The sequence below is a fragment of the Fenollaria sp. C0166D3 genome, assembly GCF_056590255.1.
The window spans coordinates 256,135-268,187 of the sequence record NZ_JBWPVU010000001.1 but is presented as its reverse complement, the minus strand read 5'-3'; the positions used below and the strand labels follow the sequence as shown (position 1 = coordinate 268,187).

Annotated in this window: 16 protein-coding genes; all 16 read left to right on the top strand. The window is 36.0% G+C overall.

Going from position 1 to position 12,053, the window contains the following annotated elements; all coding sequences use genetic code 11:
- Window positions 1-297, top strand: a 297-nt coding sequence (locus AC1EJ0_RS01290) for an integrase core domain-containing protein (RefSeq protein ID WP_480022735.1), incomplete at its 5' end; no start/stop codon positions are given.
- Window positions 298-388: 91 nt separating this feature from the next.
- On the top strand, window positions 389-883 hold the full coding sequence (gene ruvC, locus AC1EJ0_RS01285; RefSeq protein WP_058260476.1) for a crossover junction endodeoxyribonuclease RuvC: 495 nt from the start codon (window positions 389-391) through the stop codon (window positions 881-883).
- 2 nt (window positions 884-885) lie between these two features.
- Window positions 886-1,467, top strand: a complete 582-nt coding sequence (gene ruvA / locus AC1EJ0_RS01280; RefSeq protein ID WP_294796354.1) for a Holliday junction branch migration protein RuvA — start codon at window positions 886-888, stop codon at window positions 1,465-1,467.
- An 8-nt stretch (window positions 1,468-1,475) separates the two neighbouring features.
- Window positions 1,476-2,495, top strand: a complete 1,020-nt coding sequence (ruvB, locus tag AC1EJ0_RS01275) for a Holliday junction branch migration DNA helicase RuvB (protein WP_480022736.1) — start codon at window positions 1,476-1,478, stop codon at window positions 2,493-2,495.
- A complete protein-coding gene (locus AC1EJ0_RS01270) occupies window positions 2,485-3,792 on the top strand; it encodes a SpoIID/LytB domain-containing protein (RefSeq protein WP_480022737.1) in 1,308 nt (435 codons plus the stop codon). The genes ruvB and AC1EJ0_RS01270 overlap by 11 nt, the downstream gene beginning before the upstream one ends.
- On the top strand, window positions 3,782-4,810 hold the full coding sequence (gene queA / locus AC1EJ0_RS01265; protein ID WP_480022738.1) for a tRNA preQ1(34) S-adenosylmethionine ribosyltransferase-isomerase QueA: 1,029 nt from the start codon (window positions 3,782-3,784) through the stop codon (window positions 4,808-4,810). The genes AC1EJ0_RS01270 and queA overlap by 11 nt, the downstream gene beginning before the upstream one ends.
- 1 nt (window position 4,811) lies before the next feature.
- The gene (tgt, locus tag AC1EJ0_RS01260) at window positions 4,812-5,924 is read left to right on the top strand and encodes a tRNA guanosine(34) transglycosylase Tgt (RefSeq protein ID WP_480022739.1); all 1,113 of its coding nucleotides are present in this window, start codon (window positions 4,812-4,814) and stop codon (window positions 5,922-5,924) included.
- A gap of 38 nt (window positions 5,925-5,962) precedes the next feature.
- On the top strand, window positions 5,963-6,307 hold the full coding sequence (gene yajC / locus AC1EJ0_RS01255) for a preprotein translocase subunit YajC (RefSeq protein ID WP_480022740.1): 345 nt from the start codon (window positions 5,963-5,965) through the stop codon (window positions 6,305-6,307).
- Window positions 6,308-6,393: 86 nt separating this feature from the next.
- Window positions 6,394-7,059 (top strand): NfeD family protein, encoded by a 666-nt coding sequence (locus AC1EJ0_RS01250; RefSeq protein WP_480022741.1) that lies wholly within the window; start codon window positions 6,394-6,396, stop codon window positions 7,057-7,059.
- A gap of 2 nt (window positions 7,060-7,061) precedes the next feature.
- A complete protein-coding gene (floA, locus tag AC1EJ0_RS01245) occupies window positions 7,062-8,057 on the top strand; it encodes a flotillin-like protein FloA (RefSeq protein WP_480022742.1) in 996 nt (331 codons plus the stop codon).
- 6 nt (window positions 8,058-8,063) lie between these two features.
- Window positions 8,064-8,585: a hypothetical protein gene (locus tag AC1EJ0_RS01240; RefSeq protein ID WP_480022743.1), complete on the top strand. Its 522-nt coding sequence runs from the start codon at window positions 8,064-8,066 to the stop codon at window positions 8,583-8,585.
- On the top strand, window positions 8,578-9,582 hold the full coding sequence (locus AC1EJ0_RS01235; RefSeq protein ID WP_294984850.1) for a PhoH family protein: 1,005 nt from the start codon (window positions 8,578-8,580) through the stop codon (window positions 9,580-9,582). The genes AC1EJ0_RS01240 and AC1EJ0_RS01235 overlap by 8 nt, the downstream gene beginning before the upstream one ends.
- Window positions 9,563-10,006 carry an rRNA maturation RNase YbeY gene (gene ybeY, locus AC1EJ0_RS01230; protein ID WP_480022744.1) on the top strand — a complete coding sequence of 148 codons (444 nt, stop codon included), beginning with the start codon at window positions 9,563-9,565 and terminating at the stop codon, window positions 10,004-10,006. Before AC1EJ0_RS01235 ends, ybeY begins: the two co-directional genes overlap by 20 nt.
- Before the next feature lie 23 nt (window positions 10,007-10,029).
- A complete protein-coding gene (gene cdd, locus AC1EJ0_RS01225; protein ID WP_480022745.1) occupies window positions 10,030-10,446 on the top strand; it encodes a cytidine deaminase in 417 nt (138 codons plus the stop codon).
- 10 nt (window positions 10,447-10,456) lie between these two features.
- A complete protein-coding gene (gene era, locus AC1EJ0_RS01220) occupies window positions 10,457-11,335 on the top strand; it encodes a GTPase Era (RefSeq protein ID WP_480022746.1) in 879 nt (292 codons plus the stop codon).
- Window positions 11,322-12,044: a DNA repair protein RecO gene (recO, locus tag AC1EJ0_RS01215; protein ID WP_480022747.1), complete on the top strand. Its 723-nt coding sequence runs from the start codon at window positions 11,322-11,324 to the stop codon at window positions 12,042-12,044. The genes era and recO overlap by 14 nt, the downstream gene beginning before the upstream one ends.
- Window positions 12,045-12,053 lie beyond the last annotated feature (9 nt).

Sequence of the window (12,053 nt, the reverse complement as noted above, 5' to 3'; positions counted from 1 at the left end):
GACAAGACAGACAAAACAAGCGCATTTGAAAAAGTTGCACAAAAACTAGGAATGAAGATTAAAAGGACAAGACCATATTCACCATGGCAAAATGGAAAAGTAGAAAGAAGCCATAGAGAAGATGGCAAAATAGTGTACAACAGAAAAATATTTACAAGAGAAAAAGATCTAATTAAGCAAATATATAAACATCAAAATAGATATAACAATACAGCAAAAATATCATTAAATTTTAAGACACCAAACCAAGTTGTAAAAGAATATTTTTCTAAGTGTAACATATGTCTTGACAATTAAGAATGGGCGCCACATAAAAACGCATCAAGTGCTTGAACTTATGCCTCTTTTGTAGTATAATATAAATTATAATGGAGAAGTAGGAGGCAAAATGAGAATTTTAGGTATAGACCCAGGCATCGCTATAGTTGGTGTGGGCATCATTGATTATGACGGCAATAAGGCTCGCGATGTGTTCTACGACGCAATCACAACGCACAAGGACCTTAGTTTAGATAAAAGACTTGAGAAGATTTACTTTGAGCTTGGAGCTATAATCGACAAGTACGACCCAGATGAAGCGGCAATTGAAGAACTATTTTATTTTAAAAATCAAAAAACGGTTATACAAGTTGCTGAAGCTAGAGGCGTGACTCTTCTTTGCTTAAAGCATAAGAATCTCGCAACATACGAGTACACTCCACTTCAAATTAAACAAGCTGTTACTGGTTATGGTAGGGCTGAGAAAAAGCAAATGCAAGAGATGGTTAAGACTTTTCTTCACTTAGAAAAGGTTCCAAAACCTGACGACGTTGCTGACGCTTTAGCAGTTGCTCTAACTCATAGCGCAAGTATTAATTTTAAAGATCAATTTTTATTGAGGTAATTATGTTTGAATATATGATAGGTGAGGTTGTAGATAAGAAGAAGGACTACATAGTTTTATTAGTAAATAATATTGCTTACAAAGTTTTTACATCCAAAGAAACTATGGAGAGCGATATCTACGACGGCGAAGTAAAAATTTATATGAATTTAGTAGTTAGGGAAGATGACATGAGTCTATATGGCTTTGCCAATAGATACGAAGTCGACTTTTTCAATCTGATTACAACAGTTAATGGCGTTGGACCAAAGACTGCCATAGGTATTTTGTCTGAACAAAAGGTAGTTGATCTACAAAAGGCCATCGTCACAAATGATGAAAAAGCCTTAATGAAGGCGCCTGGCATAGGAAAGAAAACTGCTCAAAGAATCATTCTTGAGCTTAAGGACAAAGTTAGCAAGGGAAGCGAATTTGAAGACCTTGCAAATGTTGTAAGTGTTGGCAGCAACCTAAACGAAGCTATAGAAGCGCTTACTTCGCTTGGCTACAATAAATATGAAATCACAAGCATTGCCAAAGGTTTAGACGAGACTATGGAAGTAGAAGATTTAATTAAAGAGCTATTGAAAAGGCTTTCAAAGTAGGTGTTTAAGTGGAAGAAGATAGATTAATAACAACTGATTTGAGGTCAGGCGAAGAAAATTTTGACAATTCACTCAGACCAAAGTGGTTTAACGACTATATTGGTCAAGACAGCGTTAAGGAAAAGCTAAAAATCTTTGTTAATGCTGCAAAGATGAGGGGCGAGCCACTTGACCACGTTCTTTTATATGGACCACCAGGACTTGGTAAGACTACTCTTGCGAATATCATCGCAAATGAGATGGGTGTTAATATCAAGATAACATCTGGTCCTGCTATTGAGAGGCCGGGCGATTTGGCCTCAGTTCTAACAAATTTAAAAGATGACGATGTATTATTCATTGACGAGATACATAGAATATCACGTTCTGTAGAGGAAATACTTTATCCAGCGATGGAGGACTATTCACTTGACCTAATCATAGGTAAAGGCCCATCGGCAAGATCGGTTAGGATAGATCTTTCAAGATTTACGCTAATAGGCGCAACAACTAGAGCAGGATTGTTGTCATCACCATTAAGAGATAGATTTGGTGTTATACTAAACTTAGATTTATACGATGAAGACTCACTTTGTGAGATAGTTACGAGATCTGCCGGCATTTTAGATGTAGAGATTGATGACGCAGGCGCAAGAGAGATAGCAAGAAGGTCTAGAGGCACTCCAAGAATTGCTAATAGGCTACTAAAGAGGGTTAGAGACTACTCTTTAGTACTAGAAGATGGCTCTATATCTGGCAAGATTGCTAAAAAAGGCCTAGATATACTAGAAATAGACCACTATGGCCTTGACAAAACTGACAGAAAGATACTTGATGTTATGATAAATACTTATGGTGGCAGGCCAGTCGGCTTAGATACGCTTGCAGCATCATCGAACGAGGAAAGAACTACGATAGAAGATGTTTACGAGCCATATCTAATTCAGCTTGGTTTTATCGCAAGAACGCCAAGAGGCAGAGTAGCAACCAAACTTGCTTATGACCACATGGGCTACAAGTATAACGAAGGAGAGAATTATGAAGAATAAAATATTAATTATACTATCAATATTTTTGTTAGCATTTTCTATAAACAGTGCTAAAGCAGAGACTGGATATGAGCATATAAGTAATGTTGATGTAAAGCTTGGTATAAGTGCGCAAAACATGAATGAATTAAAACTATACAGTGACGATGGTTTTGAAGTGAGAGATATGTACTCTAACTTAAGCCTATTCCAAAGCTTTGAAAAGAGTATCGTTCTTAAATTAAATGGACAAAATTATGATATTTATGACTCTTTAGGTAATTATTTATCAAGTATGGCTACAAACAAGTCTATGAAGATTCAATCTCCTAGTTCGAGTCCTATAAAGATAAATAATAAAAGATACAGAGGCTACTTAACATTTGATACAGTTGACAAGCAGTTGGCTGCTATTAACAATGTCGGCCTTGAAGAGTACCTTTATGGCGTCGTTCCAAGAGAGATGCCAAGCACTTTCTCATACGAAGCGCTTAAGGCACAAGCGGTAGCGGCTAGATCTTATGCGGTTTGTAGTGTTACAAGAAATAAGGATAAATCATTTGATTTATATGATACTGTATCTAGCCAAGTTTATGGCGGTTTTGACGCTGAAAGAGACAATGTGAGAAAAGCGGTCGATGAAACTAGAGGACAAATCTTATTGTCTGAAGGCAAGGTTGTTAACGCGACTTATTCATCATCAAACGGCGGATATACAGCGGATGCTAACGATGTTTGGGGCGCTAAGTATAAGTATTTAATCTCAAAAGAAGATAAATATTCTATAAATGAGCCAAATTATAATTGGAATTTTGAAATGAATGCAAATGACTTAATTAACGGACTTAAAAAGCAAGGCATTAGTATAAATTCGATAAATCAAATTTTTGTTAAAGAAAACAACAATAGCAGAAGAGTTAAGACTGTTGCTATAATGGACGGCACTAAAGAAGTGCTTGTCGATAACAATAAATTTAAGAATGCCATTGGCGCGAATAAATTCAAGAGCAGCATGTATACAGTTGAGGCAAATGGTGTAAGCACTGCTACGCAAGCGCCAGAAAACGATAATGATGGCGAAGTAACTGTTTTATTTGAAGATGGCGTAGCTATATTTATAAGCAGTGAAACTAGTGAAAAAGCTAGTCCGAGCCCAGCTATAAGCGCTGATGCAAAGATTAAGATAGCTGGTCACGGCTGGGGCCACGGTGTTGGACTAAGCCAATGGGGCGCAAACAACATGGCTAAGGCCGGACTAAAATATGATGAAATACTAAAATTCTACTATGACGGAGCTGAAATAAGTAATGGAAACTAAAGATTTTTACTATGATCTACCTGAGGAGCTAATTGCACAGCACCCCATAGACAAAAGAGATGAATCAAGACTTATGGTCTTGGACAGAAAAACTGGCAAGGTCGAACACATGATTTTTCATGACATAATAAACCTTCTTCATGAAGGAGACGTGCTAGTTGCAAACGATAGCAAGGTAATACCTGCAAGACTCTTTGGCAATAGGCCTGGAAAAGAAGAAAAGATAGAAGTTCTTCTAATTTCACAAACAGAAAAAGACACTTGGAAGACTCTTGTTAAGCCGGGCAAGAAGATGAAGATAGGCAGTGAAATTGAATTTGGTCACGGTCTTCTAAGAGCTGAAGTAGTTGATATTGATGACGATGGCGTTAGATATATAAAATTTAAATACGATGGAATTTTCCTAGAGATATTAAATGAACTTGGCGAGATGCCTCTTCCACCATATATTAAGGAAAGACTTGAAGATAAGGATAGATACCAAACTGTTTACGCTAAGAACCTTGGTTCAGCCGCCGCACCAACAGCGGGTCTACACTTTACTAAGGAGCTATTAAAAGAGCTAGAAGATAAGGGCGTGAAGATAGTTTATCTAACACTTCATGTTGGTCTTGGAACATTTAGACCTGTCAAGGTAACAGATGTTGAGAAACACAAGATGCACAGTGAGTTCTATAACCTTTCTGAAGAGGCGAGCGAGACCATAAACAAAGCAAAAAAAGAAGGTAGAAGAGTTATAGCTGTTGGAACTACTACAGTTAGAACGCTTGAAACGATAGCTGCAAAGGGCGAGATCAAGGCTAGTCACGGATGGACTGATATATTCATATATCCTGGCTTTGAATATAAGGCAGTTGACGCACTAATCACGAACTTCCACTTACCAGAGTCAACGCTAATTATGCTTGTAAGCGCCTTTGCTTCAAAAGAGATGATACTTAACGCATATGCGGAAGCTGTTAAAGAAAGATACAGATTCTTCAGCTTTGGCGATGCAATGTTTATATTGGATAGATAATATGGAATTTGAATTAATTAAAACAGATAGTAAAACTAAAGCAAGAGCTGGTCTAATGAAGCTAAAACATGGCGTTGTTGAGACGCCTATCTTCATGCCGGTAGGAACGAGAGCAACGGTTAAGACTATGACGCCTGATGAGCTTAAGGACTTGGGCGCTCAAATCATTCTTTCGAACACATATCACTTGCATTTAAGACCTGGCGAAGACATAGTTCAAAAAGCTGGTGGGCTTCACAAGTTTATGAACTGGGACAAGCCTATCTTAACAGATAGCGGCGGCTTTCAAGTCTTTAGCTTGGGCGGAATGAGAAAGATTAGTGAAGAAGGCGTTGAGTTTCGCTCACATATAGATGGCTCAAAGCTATTCATATCTCCGGAGAAATCGATTGAGATACAAACAAAGCTTGGCAGCGACATCATGATGGCCTTTGACGAGTGCGCTCCTTATCCTGCGTCTAGAGAATACATTATAAACTCGATGCATAGAACGACTAGGTGGCTTGAAAGATGTAAGGACGCTTGGACAGATAGAGAGAATCAAAATCTATTCGGCATTATTCAAGGCGGCCTTTACAAGGACCTTCGTGAAGAGCATGCGAAAGAAATTTGCTCTATTGATTTGCCTGGATATGCTGTTGGCGGCCTTTCAGTAGGTGAACCAGTTGATTTGATGAATGAGGTCTTGGACCATGTAACTGATTTTATGCCTGAGAATAAGCCTAGATACAATATGGGTGTAGGTACGCCACTATATTTATTTGAATCAGTTGAAAGAGGTATAGATATGGCGGACTGCGTTCTACCAACAAGAATCTCGAGAAATGGAACGCTTATGACATCACACGGAAGACTTGTAATAAAGAACGCTAAGTATAAGGAAGACTTCACTAAACCAGACCCTGAGTGCGATTGCTACACTTGTAGTCATTACTCAAGAGCTTATTTAAGACATCTTTTCAATGTTGACGAGATACTTGCTTATAGATTAGCTACTATTCATAATTTAACTTTCTTACTAAAGATGATGAAGAATATTAGAGAATCAATTTTAGGCGATTATTTCTTAGAGTATAAACATGAATTTTATAAAAAATATGGATATTTAAAGTAATATAGTGTATAATAGTATTAACAATATAGGGAGGTTATATGATGACATTAAATTTTTTAGCAGGAGCTCAACAAGCAAACGCAAGCGGATCATTACTTAGCATGATAATTCCATTTGTATTATTTGGTGCATTCGCATACTTCTTTTTAATCAGACCACAAAAGAAACAAGCACAAAAGTTACAAGAACTAATAGACTCACTTAAAGTTGGTGATCAAATCGTAACTATTGGCGGTATCTTAGGTAAGATTGTTCAAATTAAAGAAGATGTTTATGTAATCGAAATAAATCCAGGATGCAATATGGAGATAGCTAAGTGGGCATTCAGAGACAAGGCATCTAGAAAAGAGATTAAGAACGTAGAAAAATCAGAAGATTTATAAAAAGCAAAGGCTGGTCATAGTGGTCAGCCTTGATTTTTTTGATTAAAGATGAGTGTTTTGGGTAAATATACTTAGGTGGTGATTTAATGCAAAATATATTTTTAGTGGCAAATACAGATGTTTTTTTATTGACCGATATAGCGGCATTTTTATTAGTAATCATAGGCACGCTCTTTTTAAGTCTTGCTTTAATAAAGAAGAAGCAAAGTGCTTACATAAGTTTATTTTTCTTAACACATCTTCTTTTGTTTGGATCTAGAATTGTATGTCAAACAAATAATTTTTATCCACTCGGATTATTCATATTTGCTTGTATTTTTGTAGTTTTGGAAATATTTATTCCTGGCTTCACTATAACAGGTGTACTTGGTTTACTAGCATATTTCACATCTGTAGTTTTAGCTTTTACTGATTATAGATATGGCTTAATGACTGTATTTATATTGATAAATTGCAATATAGCTTTCCTTAAGTACATGCTTAGTAAGGGTTATTCATTTAATGGATTAACTCATCTTGTTTTAAGCACCGAATCAAATTTAAAAGAGAATAAAGAAGAAGTAAATGAGCTAGAAAAGCTCGTAGGAAGTAAGGCAAAATCAATCAGCTCTTTAGGACCAACAGGTTTTGTTTTGATTGATGGAGTCAAATATAACGCTATAAGCTACGACGGCTACCTTGATAATGGTCTTGATCTAAAGATTATAGCGGTTAAAGGAAGATATCTAATAGTTGACAGGGAGGTTAAGTAATTATGTTTTTAACAGGTTTTATTAATGCTTTATTATCAGGTAAATTAATTTTTGTAATACTTGGGATTATAGTCTTAAGTATGTTTTTCTCGTTCGTTCCTATAGGTTTATGGATAACAGCATTCTTCTCAGGAGTTAAGGTTAGCATGGCTACACTTACAGGTATGAGACTTAGAAGAGTTGCTCCAAGCAAGATTATCAATCCAATGATTAAGGCTACAAAGGCTGGACTTGATATAAAGGTTAACGAACTAGAAGCTCACTACCTAGCTGGTGGTAATGTAGATACACTTGTTGACGCACTTATCGCAGCACAAAGAGCTGATATACCACTAGACTTTACTAGAGCAGCAGCTATTGACCTAGCTGGTCGTAACGTACTTGAAGCTGTTCAAGTAAGCGTAAACCCTAAGGTTATAGAAACTCCTTCCATATCCGCAGTTGCTATGAACGGTATCGAAGTCGTTGTAAAAGCAAGAGTAACTGTTAGAGCAAATATCGAGAGATTAGTCGGTGGTGCTGGTGAAGAAACTATCATCGCAAGAGTTGGTGAAGGTATAGTAACTACAGTTGGTAGCGCGGATACACATAAGGCCGTGCTTGAAAATCCTGATAGCATTTCAAAAACAGTTCTTAAAAAAGGTCTTGATTCAGGAACAGCATTTGAAATACTTTCTATAGACATAGCAGATATCGACGTTGGTAGAAACATCGGAGCTAAACTGCTTATGGATCAAGCAGACGCCGATAAGAAGATAGCTCAAGCTAAGGCGGAAGAAAGACGTGCCATGGCCGTTGCTAGCGAACAAGAAATGAAGGCTGAAGTTCAAAAGATGAAGTCAAAAGTTGTTGAAGCTGAAAGAGAAGTACCTCTAGCTATAGCTGAAGCACTAAAGAACGGTAACTTAGGAGTTATGGATTATTACAAGATGAATAATATTAACTCAGATACTGATATGAGAAAGTCCATATCAGATACACAAAAGCTAGATAAGTAGGATACTATGGATGGATTATTTGTATTAGCGTTTTTATTTATGCTAATATCATCTATCGTCACTACTGTAAATGAAGCTAATAAGAAGAAAAAGCAAAGAGATATTTTAGATAAAAAGCTTGATGAAATTTACACTAGAACGATGAAAGATGCTAATAAAGCAAATGATAGAGAAAATAAAAAACGTGAAAGGGTTAAAAAGATAGGCAATTTAGAAAAGCACTATGACGAAGCAATTAGAGATGATTACAAAGAAAGAGCCGATGACTATTTCTCAGAAAAGAGCAAAAAGCTCGATGAATACCTTTCTAGAGATATTAAAGATAGGCTTCGTGATTATAAAGCAGAAAAAGAGGAAAAGCTTAGAGAAGAAAATAATGAAATAATTGCAGCAGAAAATAGCGCTTTTAATGAAATTGAGTCTGAAGAGATCGATGGTATTAATTTTACAAAGGAAAATTTAGCTAGATCTATAGTAATAAAAGAAATTTTAGACAAACCACTTGCCTTAAGGAGGATTAATGAGTAGAGAACTTAATTTTGACAGCAATAAGCAAGAAGCATTAGCTGGTAATTTAGATACAAATATCAAAATAATTGAAAAAGAACTAGACGTGAAGCTTGATATCAAATCTGATAAGATTGTGATAGCTTCAGGTGATGAAGAGAAAGAGGCTATGGCTGAGAGACTTATAAAAGCCTTATCAAGCCTTATCGACACACAAAAATCACTTAGTAAAGAGGACATATACTACTCCATCAATCTAGTGAAAAAATCCAAAGAACATCAATTATATGATATACAGAAGGATGTAGTTGCAATTACTAGCGAGGGCAAAACCATCAGACCAAAGACTATTGGCCAAAAAAGATATGTTGATATGATTAGAAAGTCAGGCATAACCTTTGGTATAGGACCTGCAGGTACTGGAAAGACTTATCTTGCCATCGCCATGGCGGTTAATGCTTTCAAAAATAAGGAAGTATCTAAGATTATATTAACAAGACCAGCTGTGGAAGCAGGCGAAAACCTTGGTTTCTTGCCGGGCGATCTAAAGGAAAAGGTAGATCCATATCTAAGGCCAGTTTATGACGCCTTATATGAAATTATGGGCAAGGAGCAATATGAAAAGAATGCTGAGAGAGGACTTATCGAGGTCGCTCCACTTGCTTACATGAGAGGAAGAACTTTGGATAAGGCCTTCATAATTCTTGATGAAGCGCAAAACACTACTGAAGAGCAAATGAAGATGTTCTTGACTAGGATGGGCTTTAACTCTAAGGTTATAGTTACTGGCGACATTACTCAAAGGGACTTGCCTAAGGGAAAAAAATCTGGTCTAATAGCTGCTAGCCATATCTTAAGAAATATAAATGGCATTAGTTTTATCGAACTTACTCAAACAGACGTTGTTAGAAACATACTTGTACAAAGAATTATCGAAGCATATAATGCATATGAGAGCAAAAAGCTTGATAAAGAAAGTAAAGAGAGAGAAGAAAAAGATGGACATAGTGATAAATAACGAAAATAATTATTCGATAGAGGCTTCTTACGAAGATACTATGAAGAGGATCGCTTCACTTGCTTTAAAGATGGAAGGTCTTGAAGATCACTACGAGGTAGGTCTTACTTATGTATCGAAGGACGAGATAAAGGATTTAAATAGAGAGTATAGAAATATTGATAAAGTAACTGACGTTTTATCTTTTCCTCTTATAGAAGATTTTTCATCTGATGAGACTCTCTTAGGTGATGTAGTTATTTCATATGAAGTAGCTCAGGAGCAAGCAAAGGAATATGGTCACAGCCTTGAAAGAGAAATCATGTTTCTCTTCACTCACAGTATACTGCACTTACTTGGCTACGACCACATCGAGGACGAAGACAGAGTCATTATGGAAGAAAGACAAAGAGAAATACTTGATGAGCTTAAAATCACGCGTTAAGTATTGAATTTATCACTAATTTATTGTATAATAAAGATTCGAGGGATGATATGGAATATAAAGAACTAGTTGAATCAGCCTTAAGCGTTTTAGATAGATCATACTCAGTTTATTCTAAATATAAAGTTGCTGCAGCCGTTGAAATGGACGACGGCAGTGTTTATAATGGCGTAAACATTGAGAATGCTTCTTATGGCTTAACAATATGCGCTGAGCAAAGCGCTATAGCAAATGCTATCACTAACGGTGATTCAAGAAAGATAAGTAAGATTGCAATAGTTAATCCAGATTCATATCCGTTTCCGTGTGGAGCGTGCAGACAATTTATTAGTGAGTTTACAAAAGATGCCAAGGTAATTGTTGCGAGGAACACGGGCGATTACAAAGTATATAATATAAAAGATCTGCTTCCAGCATCTTTTTCATTAGATGACAAATAGAGGTGAGACGATGGAATTTAAATCAGGCTATGTAGCCGTTGTAGGTAGGCCAAACGCTGGTAAATCGACGCTACTAAATAAATTAGTAAAATTTAATATATCAATAATCTCTGACAAACCGCAAACAACAAGAGATATAATCAATTTTATATATACAGATGACGACGCACAAATCATCTTCATGGATACACCTGGCTATCAAATAGCTAGAAATAAACTAGGAGATTACATGGATAAGGCCATGAGATCAGCTATAGAAGATGCTGATATGATTCTTTATATTATAGATGGTTCTGTGCCATTTAAGGCTGGAGAAAAAGAACTTATGGATATAGTCATGAGCTCAAATAAAGATGTCGTCATCGCCATAAATAAGATTGATAAAAAGGAATCATACTTAGACGAAATTATCGCAGAGATAAATGCGCGCAATTTGAAAGCTATTACTGTGCCAATAAGCGCTGCTAATGACGAGAACTTAAATAAATTATTAGATGAGATAAAAAACACATTAAAACCTGGACCAATGTACTACGACGGCGAGTATTTAACTGATAAGCCGATGAAGTTTATAGTCTCAGAGGTGATTAGACAAAAGTGCCTATTGTACTTATCTGAAGAAATACCTCACGGCATCAACGTTGAAATTATTAAGTACGAAGAATTTGAAGACAAGGTAAATATCGAAGCAATTATATACTGCGAAAGAGAAAGTCACAAGGGCATAGTCATTGGCAAGGACGCTTCTATGATTAAAAAAATCAGACTTGCTGCGAAAAAGGATATACAAGCAATGCTTGACACGGATGTTAATCTTAGCCTTAATGTAAAAGTTGCCAAAAACTGGAGAAAGAACGAAGACAAGGTGAAATTCTTTGGATACAAGTAAATCCGAAAAGTTTAGAGGCATAGTAATTGCAAGTAAAAGTGACCAGAAGAACGGTAAGATACTTGAGATATATACGGTAGAATTAGGTCGTATCAAGGCTTATGTAAGAAGCGCATATGATTTAAGAGATAATGTTGCGAGGAGCTCCTTTGTATTTACTGAATCAGAATTTACCCTATCGCAATATAAAGAGATATTCATGGTGAACGACTCAAAAGTTTTATATGCACCAAAGCTTTTAGATACAGATATGAAAAAGCTACATGATTTTGCCTTTTTATCAGAGCTGCTTGTGACACTTCTTAATACACAAGAAGGCGACGAGTACATCTACAGCATGATACTAACTATGCTAAACATTATGGACATATATCCAGAAAAAGCAGAGCAAATAATACTGGCCTTTATTTTGAAACTTATATACATACTAGGCTATTTCCCTAGAATTCAAATAAAGGATGGGCTTAATAGCTACAGTTTTAATTATGAAGATGGCATGATTGTGGCAAGAGACAAAGCTTACTCAAACAAGACCATAACGATAAAAGAACTTAGCTTTATGAAACACTTATTAAATAGCAAATTTACGGACTTAATTGCTATAGACTGCGAAGAAAAATCTATAGCAAATTTAAAAAGATTATTTATAAATTATATTTTATATATATTTGATAAAGATGAATTTAAGACTCTTAAAGTCAAATATTGAGGAGGACAA

Excerpts from the sequence above, each read along its gene's own strand:
- floA (WP_480022742.1), top strand. The coding sequence starts at position 7,062 with ATGTTTTTAACAGGTTTTATTAATGCTTTATTATCAGGTAAATTAATT.
- AC1EJ0_RS01250 (WP_480022741.1), top strand. The coding sequence starts at position 6,394 with ATGCAAAATATATTTTTAGTGGCAAATACAGATGTTTTTTTATTGACC.
- ruvC (WP_058260476.1), top strand. The coding sequence starts at position 389 with ATGAGAATTTTAGGTATAGACCCAGGCATCGCTATAGTTGGTGTGGGC.
- ruvA (WP_294796354.1), top strand. The coding sequence starts at position 886 with ATGTTTGAATATATGATAGGTGAGGTTGTAGATAAGAAGAAGGACTAC.
- AC1EJ0_RS01235 (WP_294984850.1), top strand. The coding sequence starts at position 8,578 with ATGAGTAGAGAACTTAATTTTGACAGCAATAAGCAAGAAGCATTAGCT.
- queA (WP_480022738.1), top strand. The coding sequence starts at position 3,782 with ATGGAAACTAAAGATTTTTACTATGATCTACCTGAGGAGCTAATTGCA.
- ybeY (WP_480022744.1), top strand. The coding sequence starts at position 9,563 with ATGGACATAGTGATAAATAACGAAAATAATTATTCGATAGAGGCTTCT.
- era (WP_480022746.1), top strand. The coding sequence starts at position 10,457 with ATGGAATTTAAATCAGGCTATGTAGCCGTTGTAGGTAGGCCAAACGCT.
- tgt (WP_480022739.1), top strand. The coding sequence starts at position 4,812 with ATGGAATTTGAATTAATTAAAACAGATAGTAAAACTAAAGCAAGAGCT.
- AC1EJ0_RS01270 (WP_480022737.1), top strand. The coding sequence starts at position 2,485 with ATGAAGAATAAAATATTAATTATACTATCAATATTTTTGTTAGCATTT.
- AC1EJ0_RS01240 (WP_480022743.1), top strand. The coding sequence starts at position 8,064 with ATGGATGGATTATTTGTATTAGCGTTTTTATTTATGCTAATATCATCT.
- yajC (WP_480022740.1), top strand. The coding sequence starts at position 5,963 with ATGATGACATTAAATTTTTTAGCAGGAGCTCAACAAGCAAACGCAAGC.